The following is a 22845-nucleotide window of genomic DNA, read 5'->3' on the forward strand; positions in this document are numbered from 1 at the left end:
TCTCCTCTTGCCTGCGACTGTAACGCGGTTCAGATTGGGCAGACAGGGACGAATCCAAGGCCGAGGAGCTGGCGCCATGGCGAACATCGACGAGATCATCGGCCAAGCTCCGCCCCGGAGCATCTGGGAGGCCGTCTGGCCCCAGCGCGAGAGCTATCACCCCTCGCCGTCCGACTGGCGGGACGAGGTCATCTACTTCCTGCTGCCCGACAGGTTCAGCGACGGCCGTGAGGCCGAGCGCGACCCCGTCGACCGGGCCCACCCGGCGAACTCCCGCCCGGCCGGGTGGATGTGGAACCAGTGGGCGGCCTCCGGCCGGGACCGCTTCCAGGGCGGCACCCTGCGGGGGGTCATCTCCAAGCTCGACTACCTGCGCGACCTCGGCGTGAGCGCGCTGTGGATCGCTCCGGTGTGGAAGCAGCGGCCCGTCACGTCCGTGGACGGCGTTCCCGCGCCGGACGACCCCCACGGCTACTCCATCCAGCACTTCCTGGACATCGACCGCAGGTTCGGCACCCGCGGGGACCTGGTGGAGCTGGTACGGGAGGCCCACGAGCGCGGTATCCGCATCATCCTGGACATCCTCATCAACCACACCGGTGAGAACTGGGACTACGACCTCGGCACCCCCGGCCATCCGCAGTACGTGGTGCGCCCGCCGTACGCGGGCCCAGGCGGGCGGCTGCCGTTCGGCGCGTGGCGTGACGGCACGGGACAGCGCCTGCCGCACGGCACCGCGCCGACCGAGCCCGACCACGGCGTGTGGCCGAGCGAGCTGCACGACCCCGAGGCGTACACCAGGGCGGGCGGCGACGGAGGCGGCTGGGGCGCGGGCGGCGACGAGGAGCCGGACGCGCCCTACCGGCGGGCCGACTGGTTCAGCCGGGACCTGGACCAGTCCAGGGAGCTGCAGACGATCATCCGCATCTGGAGCTACTGGGTGGCGCTCACCGACATCGACGGCGTGCGCATCGACACGCTCAAGCACGTGCCGCCCCACGACGCGACGCTGTTCTGCGGGGCGCTCAAGGAGTTCGCGGACGGGCTGGGGAAGGCGAACTTCCTCATCGTGGGCGAGGTCGGCGGCGGCGACACGATCGAGGAGCGGTACCTGAGCCTGATCGGGCGCAATCTGAGCGCCGTCCTGGAGACCGGCGAGACGCGCCGCCTCATGCGCGAGGTGGCGCTCGGGCAGGAGGGTTTCCCCTTCCCCGACGCCGTCGAGGAGTTCTTCGGCAGGTTCGCCACGCATGGGGTGACTCATCGTTCTCTCGGCTCCGCCTATGTCTCGTCGCTGGACGATCACGACGACCTCTGGATCGATCCTCAGCTCCGGTTCGGCGCGCTGACGCCGCCGGGCCGGAGCGAGCCCGATCCCCGCCAGGTCACGGTCGGGGTCGCGCTGCTGCTGTACTCGCTGGGCATCCCGTGCCTCTACTACGGCACCGAACAGGGGCTCACCGGACCCGAGGAGAGCGAGCGCCGGTGGCTCAGGGGCAAGGACGAGGGCTGGGGGGTACGCGACCTGTCGGGTGACCGGTATCTGAGGGAGGCCATGTTCGGGCCGGAGCATCCGCGCAAGGCGGGAGCCGCCGGCCGGCCCACCGACGACGAGTCGCCGACCGCGGCGCACCTGTTCGACACCGAGCTGCCCGGCTTCGGTCCCTTCGGCACCGCGAACCACCACGTCTTCGACCAGGACAACGAGATCTACCAGCGGGTCAGGATGCTGCTGGCCACGCGGGCGGCGCACCGGGCGCTGCGCGCCGGCCGGCAGTACCTGCGCAGACTCGGCCAAGCCGACGGCGGCTACGCGCTCCCCCGGCCCGGCGAGGTGCTGTGCTGGTCGCGCGTGCTGGCCGGGACCGAGGTGGTCTGCGTGGTCAACCCGAGCCTGACCGAGACGCGCGGCGCCCTCGTCGAGATCGACGGCGCACTCAACGCCCGTACGCAGGCGCTCACCGTGGTGGCCAACACGGCCGAGGTCGGCGGGGTGACGAAGCACCCGCTCAAGTCGACCGCGACCGTGCTGCCCGGCCCGGGCGCATCGCGCCACATCGAACTGCAGGATCTGCCTCCCGCGTCCGTACTGGTGTTGACGAACGAGTTCGTCGATTAGACCGAGCCCTCAAGGAGAGTTGGCCCGTCAAAGAGAAAGGTGGTCAGCCAGCCGCATCGCCAGGGCCGTGAGCGTCAGCGAGGGGTTCGCGGCCGGCGATGTCGGGAAGACCGACAGGTCGCAGACGTAGAGGTTGTCATGCCCCCACACCTTCAGGTCGGGGTCGACCACGCCCATGCCGGGGTCCTCGCTCATCCGCAGCGTGCCGACCTCGTGGCCGACCGCGCCGAGATCGGCGTCGAACGGGTCCGAGGCGGCCGGGTCGCCGCCCATGATCCGGATGATCCGGCTGCCGAGCTCCCGCACCGCCGCGAAGTAGCCGGGGATCTCGACCGGCTTCATCGTGATCACCGGCCGGCCGTTGACCGGGTCCAGCTCGACGGTGTTGCCGTCGAGCAGCGGCACCGACGGGAAGAAGACGATCTCGCAGTCCATGCGGGAGACGTCCGCGACCGCCGGGACGGCGTCCTCGTCCACCCGGTACTGGTTGAGCCCGATGCCCATCTCCACCACCACGTTGATCGGCATCGAACCGACCATGCCGCGCAGCAGGATCTTGACCGAGTCGTGCGCGGCGTATCCGGGCGCGTCACTCGGCAGCGTGAACTTCCAGACATAGGTCGGGTGGTCGGTGATCCCCTTGCCGACCCACTCGTTGTCGAGCTGCGCGCGGCGGGCGAGCACGGCGCTGCCCACGGTGCCGGCCGCCATGATCACGCGTCCGCCGTCCGCCAGGCGGAACTCCCGGTCCTTCCCGGCGATCAGGTCGCGCGCCCGCACGGCCGCCACCCTGGGCTCGCCGCCCGACCGGTCCCATCGGAACGCGACGACCTCGTGGTTGAGGTTGACGTGCAGGTACTTGTTCCACCCGTCGCGCAGGCGGTCCTCCATCAGCAGCGCCGCCGTCGAGAAGATCCCCGAGGGGATGCCCAGCCGGTGCGCCACCGAGTTCTCAGCCGCCACCTGCACCTCGTGCTGGCGGAACCGCTTCAGCTGGGTGCGGAGCAGCTCCTTGACCGTCCTGCGGTAGTCGCTGAGCGCCGGGGGCGTGCCGTGCATCAGGTCGGTGGCCTCGTCGTACCACTGGGTACGCAGGTCGTCGCGGACACCGCGCGGCCACGACTCGAACTCCCGCCCGGCCATCGGCGGGATCAGCGCCCCCCAGAAGACCGACTTCCCGCCCAGGCAGAACGCCTCGGCGACCTGCATCCTGGCCGAGTTCGTCCGGTAACGCTCCGACCGGTACTGGTACCACAGGCCCCAGACGGTCCTGTTCGCCTCGGCGCCGGTGCTCTGCATCCTGGGCATGTTGCCGACATGGGTGGAGAACAGGTAGCCACCGGCCTCCAGCACGAGGACCTGCGGCATCCGCCCGCCCTTGGCCGCGGCCATCCTCGTCAGCTCGTGGGCCAGGACGCCGCCGCCCATGCCGCTGCCGACGATGATGTAGTCGTACACCGCTCCCTCGTCCAGCTTGGGGGCGAAGTGCCGGCGGGCGGGCAGCGGGTTGGTGACGATGATGTCGTCCCGGGTCGGGAACAGCTCCGACTGGCTGCCGGTCATCGTCTCGATCCGCTCGCCCGCCGCGATGTCCGCGGGCGAGGCGAGGCGGTTGCCGTTCAGTGCCTCCCAGGCCCCGTCACAGTGGAACTTGAACTCCACGGCCGTCCCCGCCGGTGGCCTGACGAGCTCCACCCGCCACTCGTCCGCACCTTCCACGTAGCGGCAGGGCACGCGGACCCGCCACCCGTCGAGACTGCTGAACACCCCCAGCCGCGCGTCGGGACGGATCGCCCCGCCGCGCAGCACGATCGTGAACGTCTCCCCAGCCATGCAAGCCCCCTCGCATGTCTCGCTAAATCTCCCGATGCTGGTATATCTCGCTCCGCTTAACCTTCGCTTGCAGCCCGCGACAAGGTGAGTGCGAGGACACCAGAGCACTGTGTGCGCATGCGAGAACGAGAGCTGGAGTCGCTGGCGGGCCACTTCGAGCTGGCCCGCCGGGGTGAGCCCGGCCTGGTCCTGATCCACGGCCCGGCCGGCATCGGCAAGAGCACCCTGCTGCGCCGGTTCCTGGCCACCCTCGACGACCAGGCGCACGTACTCGCCACCGACGCCGTGGAGAGCGAGTCCGTTCTGCCGTACGGCGTGCTCACCAGGATCGCCGGGCTGCAGCCCGCGGACCCGTTCGAAGCGGGGGCACGACTCCGGGACCGGCTCGACGAACTCCAGGCGGCGCGGCCGGTGGTGATCGCCATCGACGACGCGCACTGGGCCGACTCCGTCTCGCTCACCGCGCTCGCGTTCGCCTGGCGCCGACTGCGGCCCGCCCGCGTCCTGACCGTGCTGACCAGCCCGGACCCCTACCAGCCCGCCTCGCTCCAGCCGCTGCTGACTCGCGAGATGTCGGTACGCCTGGCGCTGACCGGCATCGGCGCCCGGCAGGTGCGCGCGCTGACCCACCTGCCCCTGACCGAGCAGGCGGCCGGACGGCTGTGCGAGCACACCGGCGGCAACCCGCGGCACATCCTGCAGGTCCTGGAGGAGACCGACCTCGACGAGCTGGCCGATCCGCAGATCCCGCTGCCGGTGCCGGGGCAGCACGCGCGCGACGCCCTGGCCCGGCTGGCCTGGTGCAGCGACTCCGCCCGGTCTCTGGTGGAGGCGGCGGCTGTCCTGGCCTGCGACATCGCCGTGGTCGGGGTTGTCGGGGTCGAGGGCGGCGGGGTCGGGGGCGGGGCTGCGGTCGGGGGCGGGGCTGCGGTCGGCCGGGTGGTGGGTGAACCGGCACCCGGCTCGGCCGCCGCCCGGCTGGAGGCGCAGCTCGGCGCGACCGCCGCGCCTTTCGACGACGGGCCGCTCAGTGCGCCTGCCAGGCTGTTCGGTGAAGGGTCGCTGAGCTCTCCCGCCAGGCTGTTCGGCGAGGGGCCCCTGAGCGCTTCCGCCAGGCTGTTCGGCGAGGGGCTGCTCAGTGCGCCCACCAAGCTGGCCGGCGAGGTCCCGCTCGGCGCGGCCGCCAAGCTGGCGGGCGTCCGCGCGCCGCTCTCGGCGCTGGAGGAGGCGCTGGGGGCCGGGCTGCTCGTGGAGCGGCCGACGGGTGCCGGGATTCTGATCCGCTTCTCGTACCCGCTGCTCAAGGGGGCGGTGTACCAGCACATGGGCCCCACCAAGCGGCTGCGCCTGCACGCCGCGGCGGCGACGCTCGCCCAGGACGAGACCACCCGGCTGGAGCACCTGCTGCGGGCCGCTGAACGTCCCGACCCACCGCTCGTCCAGGAGCTCGCCGCGGAAGGGCGGCGCAGGGCGGCGGCGGGCGACTGGGGGCCGGCGGCACGACTGCTCGCGCAGGCGGCCAGACTGAACCGGGAACCGGGCGCCGACGCCGTCGAGGCCCTCCTGTTCGACGGCCGCCCAGCCGAGGCCCACGCCCTGGCGGCACGGCTCGGCGCCCACGAGCCGACCCTCCTCAGGACCGTTTCCCCGCAGGCCCCACCCAAGAATCCAGCCACGCCACCAGACCTCGGCGTGCACAACCCTGGTACGACCTCCCGGACGGCTTCGGACCTCGTCGTGCACAAGACGGGCCCCGAAACGGCTTCAGAGGTCGGTGCGCACGAGACAGCTTTCGAAGCCGGTGCGCACGAGACGGGAGCCGGGGCCGGTGCGCACGAGACGGGAGCCGGGACAGGCGCCGGGGCCGGTGTGGCGGACGGTCGTTTCGCCCGGGGGGTGCTGGCGCACTACGCGGGCCGGGCCGAGGAGGCGGTGGTGGCGCTCGCCGAGGCACGGGCTCTGTGCGTGCGGCCCGCCCTGCTGGCCAAGATCGACGCCTGGAACTGCCGCCCCGAGCCCGGCGACTATCTGCGCCTGATGCGTCACTCCGGCGGGCTGGGGGGCTCGCCACCGGCCAGGCTGCTCGCCGCCGCGATGAGCAGCCTGGCCGACTACCGGCAGGGGCGCTGGGACGACGCCGCGGCCCGGGGGCAGGTCGCCGCCGCGATCGCCGACGAGCTCGGCCCCTGCTGGATGTCCGCGCACGCCCACGCGGTGGCATCACTCGTGCTCGCGGCCAGGGGCGACTGGCGGCGCGCCGGACAGCACGCCGACGCGGCCCGGCGACTGGCCAGGGACGCGACGGCGCCGGTCGCGGTCATCGGGCCCGCGTTCGCCGCAGCCCACCTGGCCGCGGCCCGGAACCGGCCAGACGAGGTGATCACCCTGCTGACACCACTCCTCGACCTGTTCACCCGCCCTGAGCCCGCTCCCCCATCACCTGACCCGACCACGCACACCCAGCCGGCTCCCTCGTCGTCCGGCCTGATCGCGCCCGCCCAGCCCGCTCCGGTCGACGCGATGGCGTATGCCGAGCGCGGGTTGCTGCCCTGGGCCGATCTGCTGCTGGACGCGCTCATCACGGAGGGCGACCTGCGCAGGGCCGACGACGTACCGGCCGGCTCTCCCGGCGTCCGGGCTCGGCTGCTGGCGGCGGGGCATGAGACCGAGCTGGCCCGGGTGGCGTTCGAGGCGGCGTGCGCGGAGACCGAGGAGCCGTTCGAGCGGGCGCGGACCCTGCTGGCGTACGGCTCGTTCCTGCGCAGGCTCGGCCGCCGGGCCGCGGCGGCCGAACAGCTCAAGGAGGCGCTGCGGGAGCTGGAACGCCTGGAGGCGGTGCCGTACGCGCAACGCTGCGAGATCGAGCTGGCGGCGTGCGGGCAGCAGCACGCGGTGTCCGCCCTCGGCCTGACCCCGCAACAGGACGCCGTGGCCCAGCTTGTCGCCAACGGGTTGACCAACCGGCAGATCGCCCGCGAGCTGCTGCTGAGCGTCAAGACCGTGGAATATCACATCAGCCAGGTGTACGCCCGGCTGGGCGTGTCGTCCCGCGTCGCCCTGGCCAACGGCGTCCGAGCCCGCGCGGGCACGTCACTTTGAGGCGTCCAGCCGGAACGCGGCATGCCGAGGTTCGTTCGGGACGAAGAGGCCGTGGGTTCAAATCCACGCCTCCAGAGGTCGCTGACGGGTTCAATTGAGTTTTCCTGATCACCCTGATCGATCAGCCGCCGATCACGGATGGCACGCACGTTCAAATGACAAGCACGGCTCAAGCGCTGCTACGGTCACACCTCCAGGCACAACATCAGTTCAGAGGCGAGAATCCCGGACGGACTAGGACCTCACGGTGTTCTCCTCGATGACAATCTGCAGACCCTCGTACGGGACGCACCCGTACCGCACTCCATGGATGCCTTGCCGATAACGGGTGTATGACGGTCGAGCACTTCGCGTCGTCCAGGGCGTCGACGGCCCCGGCGTGTGGCTGTCGGGCGCCGACCGCTCCGGCGCGCTGGAGTTTCGGTTCCTGATGAACGGGCTCGACCGCGACCGGAGACGGATGACTATGTCTTCCCTGGTCGGCGAAACCCCCGCCGATGTGCTACCAGCAGTGCGACTGGTGGCCGGCCTCCGGGCCGCCACCGGTCTGTTGCTGGCGGTGCGCGGCGCGCGGCCTCTCACCTCCCTGTGGCGGCCAGAAAGAATCTGAGGTGCGCGCCTCACCCCTGGTGAACATGGCCCGCTGGATGGTCACCTTTCCGCAGGCACTGCTCGCCGTGCAGGCCCATACCTTTCAGCGCGTGACCATTCCCGACCTGGAAGAGGTCACGCCCGAACAGATCAGCAAACTCATCCGGCTCGAAGGCCTGCTGCGCGGAGAGGAGATCCGAACCGCCTGGACCGGGATCACCCTGACCCGCGGCGCCTCCGCCCGGCCGACCCCCATGAGCTCGCCGCAGCCCAGCCGGGCGACACCGTTCGCCTCGTGCCGGGGTCTTCTGCCGAGGCGACGATCGCTGTGGTGCCCATCGGCGACCACTCGGGATGAATACCTCACCCGGGCGGCAGACAGCTCCGGGCAGGAACACCTCAATGTCGAGGTCGCCGAGTCGGGGATCTACGTCGGCACCCTGTCGATCGCCGCGTTCATCGGCGGCAGCGAGGCGGCAGAGGCGGCCGGCGCGTCAGAGTGGACGGTCGCGTTCCCGGTCGTAGGCCCGGACGACCTCGCCGCGCTCTACGGGGACATGTACACCAAGCGCGACCGCATCGAGGAGGTCCACCCCGACCTCAGGACCGCGACGGCCGCGACCAGCCTGCTTGCCTGAAGGGCACTCCCACAGAGACTCAAACCGTCATGTGCGCGGCGAAGCAGCTCGTGACCACACAGAGTAAAGGTGGCCAGAGCAACGATCTACAACGTGCTGATGATCTGGCTAAGAATCGTCCGGGACTTGGCCGCAGACTGCGCGTGGACACCGAGCTGGTTCAGCAAATGCCGGTACGGGCGAACGTCGGATTCCTTGCTCAGGTATTGCGCACTAGCGAGTTGTTCCAGATAGACCACATCGTCCAGTTCTTCTTGGACGAACCGAAGGAGGGTGACGGGGCCGACACCCCCGACGCGGCTGCCAGAGCTGAAGGGAAGAACCTGAATGGTGACGTGACGCAACGCGGCCATCTCCCGGAGATGTTCGAGTTGGGCGCGCATCGTCGCGCTGCTGCCGACCTGACGGCGAAGCGCCGCCTCATCCATCACCACCCAGAGCTTGCGCGACGTGGGTGGTATCAAGATCTGCTGGCGGCGCATCCGCACCGCGACCCGGCGCTCGATCTGCTCGGCAGAGGCGTTCTCGTGGCCGTCTGCGATAACCGTGCGGGCGTAGTCCTCGGTCTGCAACAGGCCCGGGATGTACTGGACCTCGTAGGTGCGAATGACGGCCGCGTCCTGCTCCAGCCCAAGGTAGGCGTCGAACCAGTCGGGGAGTACGTCTCGGTAGTCCTGCCACCAGCCGGGCGCGTTGGCTTGCTTGGCCATGATGAGCACGGTCTGGCGTTCGGCCTCGTCCACGTCGTACAGGGTGAGCAGGTCAGACACATCACGCAGCTTGAAACTGGTCCGCCCGCACTCCAAGCGGCTGATCTTGGAATGAGAACCCCGGATGACATATCCCGCGGCCTCGCGAGTGATCTCCCTTGCCTCGCGCAGCCGGCGCAGGTGCGCACCAACCAGCATCCGTAATGCCGTCGACCCGGACTGCCGCAAATCCCCGACGGGGAGTTGCGGTAAATCGCCTGTACCGCGCGCAGTTGGCATATGTGCTCCCAAATCGGCGAATTGCCCCAGTCTGACCGTCGATAATCCTGCCACGGCAGCTGGCTCAGACACCATATTCCACGCGATCTGCCGTTGCCTCTTCTTCTTCGAGCACCAAGCCTGGCGCGGGGCTACGGAAACTTCCCACGTGCGGCCGAGCCGACTCATCTCGAAAGCTGCTGACCAGCTGAAACGCCCAGTAGTGGGAATTCCCGGCCGCATATGACCACGCGACTTCTGACCGTTCTGCCCCAGGTTCCAGTTCACCAAGAAAACCACGCGCGGTGACTAAACCGATACGGCCATACTTTCGACGCGATACCCTTCACGCGCTACACCGAGAGGACCTGACCTCAGTGATACCGATTTACCTGTCCGCGGCGCAGTCTCGCTGGCCCCCCAAGACCGAAGCAGATCTCCAGGCCGGCATCACCGAGGGGCTCCTGGACGAGTCGCACCACCTCGACCTCAAGGCGATGCCTGCCACCAAGGGGGACAAAGGAGGCAGCGCGGGACATGGCCTCCTTCGCCATCGACTCAGGAACACTGATCTACGGGGTCGCCGAGGACAAGGTGAACAGAACCTTCACCCTCGCACCCCAACCCCTTAACGGGCTCGCGGAGAAGCTGGAGCAGATCGGCCGGTCCACCCTCATCGACCCGCCCTTGAACATCCTCACCGAAGAGATCCCCTCTGACGCGGATCCCACGCACGGGTACCTGGTCGTTCACATTCCGGCCAGCCCGGCCGCACCGCACATGGTGGACGGCCGCTACTACGGCCGCGGCGACAAGACCAAGTACGTTCTGTCCGACCCCGAGGTGGTTCGACTCCACGAAAGCCGCCGGTCCGCCGACCGCGACGCGCTGGCCCTGCTTCAGCATGAGATCGACAACGACCCAATCCCTGCTGATCAACGAACCCTCGCCCACCTCTTCCTCATCGCTCAACCCGTAGCTGGCCGCCGCGACATGCTCCTGGACATGATTGGCGGCGCCCGGTGGAACCATAACCTCGCGGCCTTCGTCGACCAGGCATACACACCTGACTGAACAAGATCCTTGAGGGGACCGACATCGAGCCGACCCTCAAGGCGGCCGGCAACGGCTTCAGGCGTGCCCGCGCGGTCGCACGCGCCACCTCCAACCTGGGAGAGGGCCGCATCTTCAGACCCACGTCAACGTATTCACCGGAAAGCGCTATTGAACTGCAGGTTCATGAGGACGGTGGCTTGCGGCTGTTCTTCAGCCGTCTCTCTGACCGGCTGAACGGCGACTTCGGGCGGCCGGATCAGCACGTGGTCTACGATGCGGCGGCCGTCAATTGCACACGCCGGCTCCTGGCCCTCGTCGTGGACGCCGCTGAAAAGGGAGGCTACTTCGGCAACTGGGCTGTGGCTTTCGGCGCCACCGGGCTACGCGGCCTTCGCGGATACCAGGGCATGGGCATCACCAGCAGGGCACAGTACAACGAAGACAGCTACACCTACGCGCCCGCGCCGACGCGGGCAGCGGGTCCGCTGCCCGCTCGCTGGCCGGACTGCTGACTGAGCAGCAACGGGTGGAGGAGGCCATCGCCATCTTGCGTGCCCACGCCGATGCTGGAGACCCGAACGCCGCTCTGGCTCGGGCCGATGTGCTGTGCGAGTACGGGCGAGAGGAGGAACTGCGCGCCCTCGCCGAGGCCGGCGACCCGCCCGCCGCCTTGAGCTTGCCTAAGCTCCTACGCATACAGAAGCGAGCGGGGGAACTGCGTGCCCGCGCCGACTCCGGCGATCGGATCTCTGCCAGAGAACTGGCCCACTTGCTAGCCGACCAAGGGCAAGTGGCAGAGCTGCGCACCCGTGTCGAGGCGGGCGACGGCGAGGCCGCCATGCGCCTGGTTGACGCTCTGGAGCAGGCAGGTCATAGGGAGGAGGCGGAGCGTGTGCGCCAGTTCGGGCTGGTGCTGGAGGAGGATTGACGCCCGGGTCGGCCGGCGTCTCTGGCCATCTTGGTTGCCGGCCTCTTCTCCGGCCTCGGGGGCCAGCGGAGCAACCAAGGGCTTCAGGGCTTTCGGCCGACTCCACAAAAGCCTGCTACTTCGGCGGGTTCACCCCACGGGGTGGCCTCGACCCGCCACCGTGACATCGAGACCAGGCCGGGTTCCACCATCTGCAGGCCGTCGAAGAAGCGGCTGATGTCGGCGCGGGTGCGGGGGGTCATCGGGTCGGCCTTCTTATTCCATTCCTGCTGGGCCTCGGCCTGGGCGGTCGTCTCGCCGTCGAAATCGAGGGTGGCATGGGTGAGGGCCAGGCAACTGCCCGAGGGCACGGCGTCCAGCAGACGCATCACGCTCTGGTGCACCTGGGCGAAGTCCGGGACGAGATGCAAGATGCCCAGCAGCATGATCGCGACTGGCTCGTCGAAGTTCAGCGTCTGCGCAGCCCGTTCCAAGATCTTGTCTGGGTTGCGTAGGTCGGCATCGATGTAGTCGCAAACCCCCTCGTCGGAGCTTTTCAGCAACGCCTCGGCGTGCAGCAGGACCAGCGGATCGTTGTCGACGTAGACGATGCGGCACTCTGGGGCGACCCGCTGGGCGACCTCGTGGGTGTTGTCCATCGTTGGCAGGCCGGTTCCGATGTCCAGGAACTGGCGGATGCCTTCGCCGGTTAGGAACCGTACGGCCCGGCCGAGGAAGGCTCGGTCGGTGCGGGCGATGTCGACGATCCCGGGGAAGGTCTTTTTGTACTGGTCGGCGGCCTCGCGGTCGACGGGGTAGAAATCTTTGCCTCCGAGGAGGTAGTTCCACACCCGCGCTGAATGCGGTCTCGTGGTGTCGATCTTGGCTAAGAGCTCCTGGCCCGAAGTGTCAGTCATGGGGACCCCCTACGTCGTCTTGCCCTTATTGTCAGCTCTTAACGTAGTCGCATAAGGCGCTGCTGAACGGCCCCCCACTCCGCTGGCGGGAAGCGTGAACAAGGCGGGTCTGGTCACCGTCCGGTGAGCCGAGTCCTTCATGATGCCCGAGATAGTCGGCTGCTATCGCGCGCCGGGCGACATGCTGCCACCAACGTGTCAATTGGTTGGGGGACTCGGGTGGCTGGTCGGCGGTCAGCAGGTGGTCTCTTCAGAGCGGGCAGTGTGCGTCCTGCCTAGTGAGTAGGCGCAGCGCATGCCGGTCCAGCGGAGATTTGACCCGCGTGCGCCGACGGGCCAGGGCGAACCACTGCTCGAAGCCGAAGGTGGCGTGGCCGTAGATGTCGCGGAGCTGCCGCTGGTGATCCCAGCACGCCTCCTTGTTCCCGTAGCCCTTCAGGTCGGCGGGATCCAGGCCGAGTTGCTCGGCCAGTCGACCACGACAGCCGGGGCGGCGGTCGGGTCGGCCAGGAAGGTGCCGAGGAAACGCACGGTCGCGATCGCTCCCATCAAGCCGCGCGGGTTCCGTACGATGGCCGAGACCATCTACGGACCGCACCCGGCCGAAGACCTGGCCGAGGCGGCGTTGTGGACGCCAGCCCTCGCCTCAGACGTGCTGAGCCGCCACGCCACTCGCTCACAGCTCTGGCCCGCCAACAAGCCGACCGGGTAGCCGCGGCCGGTGGCGGTCATGCTGCCGGCACCGTCTACGGCGGCCACGAGAAGGTGCTCCGGCAGACGGTCATCGGCATGAGCCAAGGCGCGAGCCTCGCCGAGCACGAGAACCCCGGCGAGGCCACGGTGCAGGTGCTCCACGGCCGTGCCCGCATGATCGCCGGTACGCAGTCGTGGGAGGCGCGCGCCGGAGACCTGCTCATCGTGCCCGACACCCGCCACAGTCTCGAGGCGTTGGAGGACTCCGCGGTCCTGTTGACCGTTGCCAAGCTGCTCTGATCCGATGGTGGCGCGGCCACCCAGCAGGCCGGGCGAAACGCCCCCGCACCGGTGCCGCAGCGTCGTGCGGGCTGAGGCGGGCCAGCTCAACCGCGGCCACCGCGCCCAGGTCATGTCCCGGTCATCGTAGGAGGCACCACGGCGTCTGCGTGATCATGGTCGTCGCGCCGATCAACGGCTGCGGCCGGGTGGTCGATGCCCGTCCGGGGCGGGCCTTGATCGACTTGTTGAGCGGCACGGGTCGCGTTCAACTGACTCCAGCCGTATGGGTTGCTCGCTGTGCAGCTAGGCCGACGTGGGCAAGGGTTGTTCCGGCCAGTTGAGAACCTTGGCGCCGAGCACCGCCGCTTGCAGGGTGAAGCGGTGAGCAGGGTCGGCCGGGTTGTAGCCGGTCAGTGTCTTGACCCGGTTCAGTCGGTAGGTGACGGTGCGCACCGACACGTGCAGCCGCTTGGCCGATTCGGTGGCCACTTCTCCGGTGTCGAAGTAGGCCTCCAGGGTGGTCAGTAGCGGCTGGGCACCACCGCGGGCCTGCAGCAGCGGGCTGAGCACGGCGTGTACCAGGTCGACGATGGCGGGTTGGTCGCGTAGCAGAACCCGGTAGATGAGCAGGTCGTGGGCGTTGACGACCGGGGTGTCGACATGCAACCGGCCGGCCATGGTGAGGGCTTCGCGGGCTTCTTCGTAGGAGCGGGCGATGCCGTACAGACCCGGATAGGCACGACCGACAGCGACCCGCCAAGGGCGCCCGCGCGGCAGGCGGCTGAGTTCGCGGTGCATGAGCCGCCCAAGGTCGTCTCCGGGATCGTCGGTGGGCGCCACCCGGCCGGCCAGGGCGGGGTCGGCGGGTGCCAGCACGACGAGGAGACCGTCCTTGGTAGCGACGAGCACGTCCCGGTCACCGAGCCGATCGAACACGACCGCCTCCAGGGCGCTGATCGCCGCGTCGGCATCGGGCAGCCGCCGGCTTGGCGCGGCGAGGGCGACCTGGTGGACGCGGGCGAGGTCGAGCCCGAACGGCTCAGCGCGTTCCACCAAGGCGCCCAGGTCGGAGTCGCCGCGCAGGAGGTCGTCGATCAGTTCGCGGCGCAGCGTCTCTTCCCGGCGGACCAGGTCGCGGCGCGCGTCCGCGTAGCCTTCGGCGAGCCTCGCGACCGCGACATCGACAACGTGCAGCACCGCGGTGGCGGCGGCGCGCACCGCCTCACGGTCGCGGGAGCGCACCGCCATCGGCAGGTCCTGCCACAGCCGCCGCGCCGCCGACAGGTACAGCTGAACCACCCGCCCGGCGGAGATGCCCTGTTCCGCGGCCCGCCGGCCGAGCAGACCCACCGCCTCCAGTTCGCCGCGCTTGGGCCGGCGTCCGTGGACGGCGGCGTCGGCCAGCAGCGGCAGGTACTCACCGAGCAGCTCCACCGGCACACCCCCAGCGTCCCTGCTGGCCCCCTCAGCGACCCCGATAAGCCACGCATCATCCGCCTCAGATTCCAACGGTGAGTCCTCGCTGCGCCCCCGAATGCTGTCGGCCATGCCCACCTCCGTACCCGCCTCGCCTACGGGGCGCCTGCTTCGCCAGCCGGTCCTTGCCGGGCGTCGGCAGTTTAGACCTGGCCGTGCCTATCCGCCTGGCACCTGCCCGGTACCGCGGGACGCAACCACCATGAATGCCGTGTCCGAGAAACCCACCACGGCCCATCTTTGAAAGCCTCACTCGTGCCGGCGGCCGGCGCCGCCGCTGCCCTGGCCGTCGCCCCTGTTCGTCATCCGCGGCGTCGTCGATGTCCATGTCCGGCACCGTCCCCACAGCCGCCGTCTTCCAACCTTGATCGGGCAGGCGGCATCAATCCCATGGTGAGTGGCCTGCCGGGCGAGCCCACGCCGCCACCGACCTGACGAAACGCCTGCGACAGCCCACCACGATAGACGGAGGCGACCAGCGTCGCCGCTGTCGACGTGACCAGACAGGGGCAGGTCGCGGTCGGCGTTGACCATATCGCCTACCGGGGCACGCAGCTGCCGGGCCGACCTGCTGGAACGATCGCTGATCACCGGTGTCTTCATCATGTCGACGGGCGCGGGCACGAGGCGTCCGGCGACGGCGTGCGGTCCTCGTTGGCCAGGTGAGCGCGGTGACGTTGTGATTGCCGACGGTCGGCAACCAGGCGCCTGGCATGTTGGCCGGTGGCAGCCCCTGCCTTCCACCTCATGACGACGTAGGTTGGCAGTAGAAGGTGATGCCGGATCCAGCGAGGAGGCAGGCCATGGCGGCCTGCCGGGATCCCGCCGCCGCGGCTGCCTGATCCCGTTGGCTCGCACCCGGCGCCAGCGCACCCATCGCGACCCGCGGCGTGGACATCTGCCGCGCCTGCCACCGCGAACCTTGAGAAAGGGGCCAGTTACGTGACCAGCACTGTGCACGATCCGACTGTGCACGATCCGATCGAGGAGCTGCGTACCACGTTGGAGGAGCAGTTCCAGCGGCACAGCGATCAGCTCGCACACCTTACCGTGTGCGGCCAACAGCCCGACCGCGGCGGCTTCGACGACGACATCCTCGAAGCGCTGATCGCCTCCTCCCGCCAGGTGGTGGCCGACACTGCGCAGGCGTTGCGGCGCATGGCCGAGGGCAGCTACGGGATCTGCGAACGCTGCGCCACCGCCATCCCGCCGCAACGGCTGGAAATCCTGCCGCACGCCCGGTTCTGCGTGCCGTGCCAGCGCAAGCGGACCGGCTGACCGGCCGGCATCTGGCCGGGATGCACCGGCGCGAACTCGGCAACAAGCTGCACTGAACGGAGGCCACCGATGCGTTTCTCATCGACCCGATACTCGGTCGGCGACCGGGTCGTCGTCACGCTGACCCCTGTCGGCGAGATCGATCTGCTCACCGCCGGTGCGCTACGAGCCGCCATCGAGGACACACTAAATGCACCAGGCCCGGTCAACGTCCTCGTCGACCTGGCCAGGGTGACGTTCCTCGATTGTGCGGGAATCGGCGCCCTGGTGGCCGGCCATAACATCGCCATCCGGCGTGGACGCGGCTACACGGTGGTCAATCCGCAGCGGCGCGTGCGCCGGGTCCTGGAGCTTGCCGGTGTTTTGGAGGAGCTCACGCACCTCCCGCAGTCGGCACCGTCGACCAGTCGGCCGGCACGATCACCGCAGCTCGGGCGGCGCCGACTCGACCAGTGGGCAGAGCTGGCATCACCTGCAGCCGCGGAGCTGAGTCATGTTCGAGTAGCCGGCGCTCGCCGATGGCCTGCTGCGGCCGTGCGACGATCGCCGCACGGCCGCAGCAGGCAAAACATCCACGGTGGACGCGGGCACCGCCTGTCGAACTCCGCACCTGCTGCGCGGTCAGACAAGGCTGGCCGGCGACGGCGCCACCTCATCCGGCTCAGCCGGAAAGCTGCTGATCGTGCTTGGCGCGTGGCACAAGCCGCAGGCCGGGAATAACGCGGCCCGCTCTCGACCATCGCCAAGCAATCGCCGCTCAGCGATCCGGGCACGTAACTCCTCACGCAGGTGCAGGCGCCGAGATCACCATCCACAGCCGGACCCGCAACGCTCGTACCTGAACCCGGCATCGACTGATCTGGCCGACGGCCAGATCACCCAGCTGCGGCAGCCGCCGTCGCTCACACTCGGAAGGGGACCGAGAGCATGACCATCAACCCGGCCGCTGTGATCGTCGTGGGAGTCGATGGCTCTCCACAGAGCCTGTCCGCGGTGGACTGGGCAGCCCGAGAAGCGGCCGCCCGGCAGTGTCGGCTGCGGATCGTGCACGCGTTCCTGTGGCCATTGATGGGCGTATCGCTGGAACCGCCGGTGATGGGCCCGCCCGATGCCGGGCTCCAGCAGGCAGCCGAACAACTCCTGCGCACCGCCGCCGACCGAGCCCGCCAGATCGCCTCCTCCCTGGACATCAGCACCGATCTTCCGGTGTGCGCCCCCGCCGCGGCGTTGATCGACGCCTCCCGCGACGCTGCCCTGGTGGTGGTCGGTCACCGCGGCCTGGGTGGGTTCACCGGGCTGCTCGTCGGGTCCGTCGGCGTCCAGACCGCCGCGCACGCCGCCTGCCCCGTCGTCGTCGTGCGTGACAGCCCATCCGGCGCCCCCGATGAGGCCGGCCCGGCTACCGGTCAGGTGGTGGTCGGCGTGGACGGCTCGGACCTGTCGAATCTGGCCGTCGACTTCGCCTTCGCGTACGCGGCGCTGCACCGCCTGGGCGTCGTCGCCGTGCACGCCTACCAGTGGCGGATCGGGAGCTACTACACGGATTACCTGTACCAATGGCCTACCCGGCTGCTCGCCGAAGCCGTTGCCGAATGCCGCGAGAAGTACCCCGATGTTCCGGTACAGCAGAAGGCCGTCCAGGGTGAGTCCGCCGATGTCCTGGTCGCCGAATCCGCGGGTGCCGCCCTGACCGTCGTAGGATCCCGTGGCCGCGGCGGCTTCACCGGCCTGCTGCTCGGCTCCACCAGCCAGCGCGTGCTGCACCACGCGACCGGCACAGTGGCCATCGTCCGTGCCCAAGCCACCTATGACGGCGACATGACACGACCTCGGCAGGGCGTGTCGGACGCCCCGGAACCTGCGCGCATAGCCGCCAGTCCCACCGCGCTGGCAGCACCTCAGCCAACCGTCGCCACGCAACCCGCAGCACGAGACCGGACCGGCGCCGACGCAGCGGACACGAGCGCACCGCCGGTGTCGTCATTCGCCAAGTCGCTGTTCACGGGCCGGCTGCCGGCCACGATGGTGATGCCCTATCCGCGGCTGACCCGTGACGAGCAGCGCCGCGTCGACAACCTGATCGGCGACGCCCGGGACTTCCTTGACGCGCACTACGACCCGATCAAGGTCGAGCAGGAACGGTGGGTGGGCGACGACATTGTGCGCGGGCTCGGCGAACGCGGCCTGCTCGGCCTGTACGTGGCGCCCGAGTACGGCGGGCAGGGCCTGTCGCAGACCGGCTACTGCCGGGTGATGGAGGAATTCGGCGGCTATGACGGCAGCCTGTCGGTGGTCATGGGGGTGCACCAGTCGATCGGGATGAAACCGATCCACCTGTTCGGATCCGACGAGCAAAAGGCCCGGTTCCTGCCCGATCTGGCCTCTGGCCGCAAGCTTGCCGGGTTCGCGTTGACCGAGCCCGGCGCCGGCTCCGACATGCGCGGCATCACCGCCTACGCCGAGCGGCAGGCAGACGGTTCCTACGTCCTCAACGGCGAGAAACGGTGGATCGGCAACGGCGGCAAAGACGTCGTGTGCGTCTTCGCCCGCGCTGAGACCGGGCACGTGGCTCTCATCGTGGAGAAGGGCATGCCGGGCTTCGACGCCCCGGACCGCTACGACACCCTGGGGCTGCGCGGCAACGACCTGCGCCGGCTCACTTTCCGCGATGTACGGGTGCCCAAGGAGAACGTCCTCGGCGAACCCGGCGACGGCCTGCGGGTCGCCATGCACACCCTCAACAACGGGCGCATGTCGCTGGGTACCGGCGTCGTCGGCGCCACCAAACGCCTCATCGACCTGGCCATCGACCACACCACCCGACGCGAGCAGTTCGGCCGGCCCTTGGCCGAGTTCGAACTGGTCGAAGACAAGATCAGCTGGATGGTGTCCTACCTGTACGGTTTCGAGTCGATGGCCTATTTGACCACCGGTCTCGTCGATGCCGGCGTGCCGGACTACTCTGTCGAGTCGGCCATGGCCAAGATCGCCGGTAGCGAGTTTCACTGGTACGCCGTCAACCGGGTCTTCCAACTCCTCGGCGGTCAGGCGTACATGGCCGACTCGTCGGCGGCCAAGGCGCTGCGCGACAGCCGCGTCTTTTCGATCTTCGAAGGCGCCAACGATGTGCTGCGCTCCTTCGTCGCGCTCGCCGGCCTCAAAACCGTCGCCGACGAGGTCGCCGACCTGCGCCACCTGAACCTCACCGACCCGATCGGCAGCATCGGCATCCTCGCCGACTACGCCGGTCAGCGTCTGCGGCGCCGGGTACGACCCGACCGGCTCGACACCGCCCACCCCACGCTTGGCCGCCACGCCGACCGGGTCGCCGGCCAGGTCGGTCAGCTTCGCGCCACTGCCGAGAAGCTGCTGCGCATCCATGGCCCCGACATCCAATTCCGGCAGCGCCAGCAGAAACGCCTTGCCCACGCCGCGATCGACATCTACGCGCAGATCGCCACCATCTCTCGTACCAGCGCCCTCTTTGATGAGCAGGGCGTCCAAGCGTCCGGGCAGGAACGCTACATCGCCACCACCTTCTGCGACCGCGCGGGCGGCCGGGTCGCCGAGCAGTTCGACCGCGTCGATGACAACGACGACGAACAGACCCACGCCATCGCCCGACTGGCCCACAATCGCGGCGGCTATACGCTCCGACTGCCGTGAAGGCCCACCCGAAGGCGACGTCAGACCCACCGCTCTGGCCGGTTTGCCTCCTGCGCAGTTCGGTCAGCCAGCAGGTCGCCACCCATGCGATCGGAACCGTCATCGTCGTCCGCGGCCTTCGCCGACGCCCTGGGCGCTCCGATCATGGTCGGCGTCGACCGCTGACCATCGGCGCAACGGGCGCTGGAGCTGGCATTCGAGCAGGCGCAGCGCGGCGACTGCCCACTCACTGCGGTTCCCAGGTGCACCGAGCTGATCCCAGCGCACGGTGTCGACGTACCGGCGCTGCTGTTTGGCCGCAACGCCGTGCGCGATGCCGTAGCCGAGGGACTCGATGCGGCGCCGGCGCCGTGGTGACCCGAATGCTGGGCGTTGTAGCGTGGAAGGGACCCGTAGTCCAGAGCAAGCCTTTCGCGATTGCGAGGGAAGATCGGGGGCGGCATGCGACCGGGTTCTGCGTCCGGCTCTGACCGTTGGGAATCCGCCGCGGACAGCAGCCCTGTCCAGCCGGGAGATGCTCAGCGGGCCTCCCTTCCAGAGGCCGTCCCCCGAGTGCAGTTGGCATCGGTGGTGATGTTCGTCCGCGATTTGGACGTAAGCGTGGATTTCTACCGTGAGCTCCTGGGGATGGAGGTCACGGTCCGCAGTACCACTGCGGCCCTGCTGGTCAGCGCGGACAACCTCCAGGTTTACCTTCGCGCAATGGGTAGCGATGCCTCCCGCGCGCTGGGCACCATCGGCATTCAGTACGTGATCTGGACCGCGGCTGACGAGCAGGATCTGCGGCGCTGTGAGCAGTTCCTCAAACACGCAAAAGCCCATGTCCACACGCGGACCGGTGACGGCTTCACGCTGGTTGAGGGCAGTGATCCGAGCGGTGTGCCGGTGATGGTGGCCTATCCTGGCCCCGACTTGGCGGTGCGGCGTGGGATCATGAACCGGATCTATGCCTGGTGAGGACATGCCTGTCTTTGCGTAGTCGCGCTGAGGGCCGGGCCGTCGTGCGATTCGGCCGCCCGCCCGCCGTGTTCGAACTGACGCTGGCCACGATCGCATCAGCCGCCACGGGACCCGCCGTGAAGCTGTTTCCGGCCAGTAGGCGGCTCAGGCGATCGCGGCGTTGTTCGACGCTCCGGCCGCTGCCCAGCCCCCCGGCGACAGACACCATGCGACAGTTTCCAGCGCGCACTATCGGTTAACAGGCTATCTGCTGGCGGCCCTGGCTGCCGCGATCACCGATGTATTCGTCGAGCGCCGCGCTGACGGACAGTCCGGGTGAAGGATCGGGGCCGTGCTGCCGAGGATGTGAATTGCTGGACGAATCATAGACCAGACAAGGTCGTACGGCCACTGAGCTGGGACATGTCGTACATGTAGCTGTTTACCTCAAGGACCTCATCGCTCGCCAGGCCACCATGTATGTCTGCAAACGGTAGGGCGGCCTAGAACAACCAACGGATTCTCATGATTGAAAAAGCACAGGCAATGCGCTGGCGGCGCCCACGCCACCCTTGCCCTGCACACGATGGGCAAAGCAGCGCCAGTTCAGTACTGATGAGCGCCGCAAGCCCTGCGGATGCGCGACCCGCGCGGATCAATGTTGTGAGGAGGCAGCACAGGTGAGCGACCATACCGAGCACGTGGGGGTGTCGTCGGATGTCACCGAGTTGCCGGTAACGGTCTCTGGGGCGTTTGCCGAGGAGTGGGAGGCCGTCTGCCCTAGGCAGATCGCTCCGGAGCAATGGCGGCGGTTCGAAGGCTACATGAAGGAGATTTTCACCGCGATGGGCCTGCCGGTCGGGTCATCGTCCACGGTAGACACGCCACGCCGTTTCCTGCGCGCGATCTTCGATGCGACCAGCGGGTTCGAGGGCGATGAGAAGCTGGTCACCGCGTTCCCGACCGAATGCCACGGCGGCCCGGATTGTCGTATCAGTCAGGTGGTGGAGGGCCCGATTCCGTTCTTCTCTCTGTGTGAGCACCACAGCCTGCCGTTCTTCGGCAGGGCCTACATCGGCTACATCGCGCATGAGCACATCCTGGGCCTTTCCAAGTTGACCAGGCTGGTGCGACTGTTCGCGCGCCGGTTCTCCGTGCAGGAGCGGATCGGCCAGCAGCTCGCGAACGCGCTGGAGCGCATCTTGGCCCCGCACGGCGTGGCGGTACACCTGGAGGCGGTGCACCTGTGCACGCAGATGCGCGGCGTGCGGGAGATCGAATCCAGCACCCGCACCACCTACTGGCGCGGTAACTACGACGCCGATGCGCAACTGCGCGCCGAGTTCATCGGGCTGTGCGGTCACCGAGGCTGACCGGGCATGGCAACGCACAGCGCCGGACATCCCGCCGGCCAGGCACCGGTGGAGTTGCCGAACCTGCTGTATGAGCAGGCCGCGCTGCCGCCTGCGGGCCTGCCCTCGACCCTCGCCACGGCCTACGGCGGGGACCTGGGATTCACCGAGCCGTGCGTGTACGCCAACTTCGTCGCCTCACTGGATGGAGTGGTCGCTCTCGGCCCGCAGTACCCGTCCTCCGGTTCGGCGATCAGCGGCGGCGAACCGGCGGACCGGTTCGTCATGGGGCTGCTGCGCGCCTTCGCCGACGTTGTGCTCATCGGTGCCGGAACCCTACGGGCCAGCGCGGGCCATCGGTGGACCCCTGAGCACGTCTACCCGGCGGCCGCCGCCGACTTCGCCGAGCTGCGAGGCAGCCGAGGGCGTACCGCCGGTCCTGAGCTGGCCGTGGTCACCGCCACCGGAGACGTGCCGACCGGGCATCCTGGGCTCGAAGCCGGTGCGCTCATCCTCACCACGAAGGTCGGGGCCCGGCTGCTTGACGAGCGTCTCCCGGCAACCTGCACCGTCGTCGTTCTGGGCGTAGGCCCGGTCCTGCGCATGGCGGATGTGCTGCGGTCCATCCGTGATCGCGGGCACACCATGGTGTTGAGTGAGGGCGGCCCGCGCCTTTTCGGGCACCTGGTCCGCGACCGCCTCGCCGATGAACTCTTCCTTACCCTTTCCCCGGTGATCGCCGGCCGCGCGGACACCTCGCGTCCCGGCCTGGTCACCGGGTTGGAGCTGCTCCCCAGCAGACGGGAGAGCGCCGAACTGGTCAGCCTCCGCCGGTGCGCGTCGTACCTGTTCCTCCGCTACCGGCTTCGCCGCGTCGGCCACCTGGGAGCAGACTATGACAGCGGATAACTCCGGCATATCCTGCTGCCGCACTGTTGGCGATGAAAGCTACGACATCGTCCGGCTCGAGCGGATCGACGGGCCGGCGAGGCTCCCCTACGGCGTTCGGCCGCCTAGAGCTCCAGGACACG

Annotated in this window: 19 protein-coding genes; 15 read left to right on the forward strand and 4 right to left on the reverse strand. The window is 68.9% G+C overall.

Going from position 1 to position 22845, the window contains the following annotated elements; translation table 11 throughout:
• Positions 1–76: 76 nt before the first annotated feature.
• Positions 77–2119: an alpha-amylase family glycosyl hydrolase gene (locus tag ACGFNP_RS03180; RefSeq protein WP_393314175.1), complete on the forward strand. Its 2043-nt coding sequence runs from the start codon at positions 77–79 to the stop codon at positions 2117–2119.
• A 27-nt stretch (positions 2120–2146) separates the two neighbouring features.
• Here ACGFNP_RS03180 and ACGFNP_RS03185 read toward each other — a convergent pair whose 3' ends face one another.
• On the reverse strand, positions 2147–3952 hold the full coding sequence (locus tag ACGFNP_RS03185) for a GMC oxidoreductase (protein ID WP_393314178.1): 1806 nt from the start codon (positions 3950–3952) through the stop codon (positions 2147–2149).
• A gap of 117 nt (positions 3953–4069) precedes the next feature.
• On the opposite strand from ACGFNP_RS03185, the gene ACGFNP_RS03190 reads away from it, so the two are divergent.
• From ACGFNP_RS03190 to ACGFNP_RS03200, 3 genes are all read left to right on the forward strand, one after another.
• The gene (locus ACGFNP_RS03190) at positions 4070–7051 is read left to right on the forward strand and encodes an AAA family ATPase (protein ID WP_393314181.1); all 2982 of its coding nucleotides are present in this window, start codon (positions 4070–4072) and stop codon (positions 7049–7051) included.
• Between the two features lie 328 nt (positions 7052–7379).
• Positions 7380–7661 (forward strand): hypothetical protein, encoded by a 282-nt coding sequence (locus ACGFNP_RS03195; protein ID WP_393314184.1) that lies wholly within the window; start codon positions 7380–7382, stop codon positions 7659–7661.
• Position 7662: 1 nt separating this feature from the next.
• A complete protein-coding gene (locus ACGFNP_RS03200) occupies positions 7663–8280 on the forward strand; it encodes a hypothetical protein (protein WP_393314187.1) in 618 nt (205 codons plus the stop codon).
• A gap of 86 nt (positions 8281–8366) precedes the next feature.
• Here the strand turns inward: ACGFNP_RS03200 and ACGFNP_RS03205 are convergent, their stop codons facing one another.
• Positions 8367–9536 carry a helix-turn-helix domain-containing protein gene (locus ACGFNP_RS03205; RefSeq protein ID WP_393314190.1) on the reverse strand — a complete coding sequence of 390 codons (1170 nt, stop codon included), beginning with the start codon at positions 9534–9536 and terminating at the stop codon, positions 8367–8369.
• 249 nt (positions 9537–9785) lie between these two features.
• On the opposite strand from ACGFNP_RS03205, the gene ACGFNP_RS03210 reads away from it, so the two are divergent.
• The 3 genes from ACGFNP_RS03210 to ACGFNP_RS03220 all read left to right on the forward strand — a co-directional run bounded on the left by ACGFNP_RS03210 (position 9786) and on the right by ACGFNP_RS03220 (position 11232).
• Positions 9786–10322 carry an ATP-binding protein gene (locus tag ACGFNP_RS03210; RefSeq protein ID WP_358340225.1) on the forward strand — a complete coding sequence of 179 codons (537 nt, stop codon included), beginning with the start codon at positions 9786–9788 and terminating at the stop codon, positions 10320–10322.
• A gap of 179 nt (positions 10323–10501) precedes the next feature.
• A complete protein-coding gene (locus tag ACGFNP_RS03215) occupies positions 10502–10816 on the forward strand; it encodes a hypothetical protein (RefSeq protein WP_393314194.1) in 315 nt (104 codons plus the stop codon).
• Positions 10817–10830: 14 nt separating this feature from the next.
• Entirely contained in the window at positions 10831–11232 is a 402-nt protein-coding gene (locus ACGFNP_RS03220; protein ID WP_393314197.1) for a hypothetical protein, read from the forward strand.
• Positions 11233–11315: 83 nt separating this feature from the next.
• Here the strand turns inward: ACGFNP_RS03220 and ACGFNP_RS03225 are convergent, their stop codons facing one another.
• Positions 11316–12128: an SAM-dependent methyltransferase gene (locus ACGFNP_RS03225; RefSeq protein WP_358340219.1), complete on the reverse strand. Its 813-nt coding sequence runs from the start codon at positions 12126–12128 to the stop codon at positions 11316–11318.
• Between the two features lie 370 nt (positions 12129–12498).
• On the opposite strand from ACGFNP_RS03225, the gene ACGFNP_RS03230 reads away from it, so the two are divergent.
• Positions 12499–12840: a hypothetical protein gene (locus ACGFNP_RS03230; protein WP_358340217.1), complete on the forward strand. Its 342-nt coding sequence runs from the start codon at positions 12499–12501 to the stop codon at positions 12838–12840.
• Positions 12841–12917: 77 nt separating this feature from the next.
• Positions 12918–13121, forward strand: coding sequence for a cupin domain-containing protein (locus ACGFNP_RS03235; protein ID WP_393314201.1), 204 nt, complete (start codon positions 12918–12920; stop codon positions 13119–13121).
• A gap of 285 nt (positions 13122–13406) precedes the next feature.
• Here ACGFNP_RS03235 and ACGFNP_RS03240 read toward each other — a convergent pair whose 3' ends face one another.
• A complete protein-coding gene (locus ACGFNP_RS03240) occupies positions 13407–14537 on the reverse strand; it encodes a helix-turn-helix domain-containing protein (RefSeq protein WP_358340214.1) in 1131 nt (376 codons plus the stop codon).
• A 984-nt stretch (positions 14538–15521) separates the two neighbouring features.
• On the opposite strand from ACGFNP_RS03240, the gene ACGFNP_RS03245 reads away from it, so the two are divergent.
• From ACGFNP_RS03245 to ACGFNP_RS03270, 6 genes are all read left to right on the forward strand, one after another.
• Entirely contained in the window at positions 15522–15857 is a 336-nt protein-coding gene (locus ACGFNP_RS03245; protein WP_393314204.1) for a TraR/DksA family transcriptional regulator, read from the forward strand.
• A gap of 69 nt (positions 15858–15926) precedes the next feature.
• On the forward strand, positions 15927–16577 hold the full coding sequence (locus ACGFNP_RS03250) for an STAS domain-containing protein (protein ID WP_393314207.1): 651 nt from the start codon (positions 15927–15929) through the stop codon (positions 16575–16577).
• 207 nt (positions 16578–16784) lie between these two features.
• On the forward strand, positions 16785–19523 hold the full coding sequence (locus tag ACGFNP_RS03255) for a universal stress protein (RefSeq protein WP_393314210.1): 2739 nt from the start codon (positions 16785–16787) through the stop codon (positions 19521–19523).
• Between the two features lie 552 nt (positions 19524–20075).
• Complete coding sequence (locus ACGFNP_RS03260) at positions 20076–20480, forward strand: VOC family protein (RefSeq protein WP_393314213.1); 405 nt, start codon at positions 20076–20078, stop codon at positions 20478–20480.
• Positions 20481–21142: 662 nt separating this feature from the next.
• Positions 21143–21835, forward strand: coding sequence for a GTP cyclohydrolase I (gene folE, locus ACGFNP_RS03265; protein ID WP_393314216.1), 693 nt, complete (start codon positions 21143–21145; stop codon positions 21833–21835).
• A 6-nt stretch (positions 21836–21841) separates the two neighbouring features.
• Positions 21842–22723: a dihydrofolate reductase family protein gene (locus ACGFNP_RS03270; protein WP_393314219.1), complete on the forward strand. Its 882-nt coding sequence runs from the start codon at positions 21842–21844 to the stop codon at positions 22721–22723.
• Positions 22724–22845: the final 122 nt, after the last annotated feature.

The sequence above is a fragment of the Nonomuraea sp. NPDC049269 genome (assembly GCF_043197155.1).
Lineage (GTDB): Bacteria > Actinomycetota > Actinomycetes > Streptosporangiales > Streptosporangiaceae > Nonomuraea.

What these genes read in the sequence shown, in the direction of transcription:
- ACGFNP_RS03180 (WP_393314175.1), top strand. Translation starts at nt 77, where the DNA reads ATGGCGAACATCGACGAGATCATCGGCCAAGCTCCGCCCCGGAGCATC.
- ACGFNP_RS03185 (WP_393314178.1), bottom strand. Translation starts at nt 3,952, where the DNA reads ATGGCTGGGGAGACGTTCACGATCGTGCTGCGCGGCGGGGCGATCCGT.
- ACGFNP_RS03190 (WP_393314181.1), top strand. Translation starts at nt 4,070, where the DNA reads ATGCGAGAACGAGAGCTGGAGTCGCTGGCGGGCCACTTCGAGCTGGCC.
- ACGFNP_RS03210 (WP_358340225.1), top strand. Translation starts at nt 9,786, where the DNA reads ATGGCCTCCTTCGCCATCGACTCAGGAACACTGATCTACGGGGTCGCC.
- ACGFNP_RS03225 (WP_358340219.1), bottom strand. Translation starts at nt 12,128, where the DNA reads ATGACTGACACTTCGGGCCAGGAGCTCTTAGCCAAGATCGACACCACG.
- ACGFNP_RS03235 (WP_393314201.1), top strand. Translation starts at nt 12,918, where the DNA reads ATGAGCCAAGGCGCGAGCCTCGCCGAGCACGAGAACCCCGGCGAGGCC.
- ACGFNP_RS03250 (WP_393314207.1), top strand. Translation starts at nt 15,927, where the DNA reads ATGCGTTTCTCATCGACCCGATACTCGGTCGGCGACCGGGTCGTCGTC.
- ACGFNP_RS03255 (WP_393314210.1), top strand. Translation starts at nt 16,785, where the DNA reads ATGACCATCAACCCGGCCGCTGTGATCGTCGTGGGAGTCGATGGCTCT.
- ACGFNP_RS03270 (WP_393314219.1), top strand. Translation starts at nt 21,842, where the DNA reads ATGGCAACGCACAGCGCCGGACATCCCGCCGGCCAGGCACCGGTGGAG.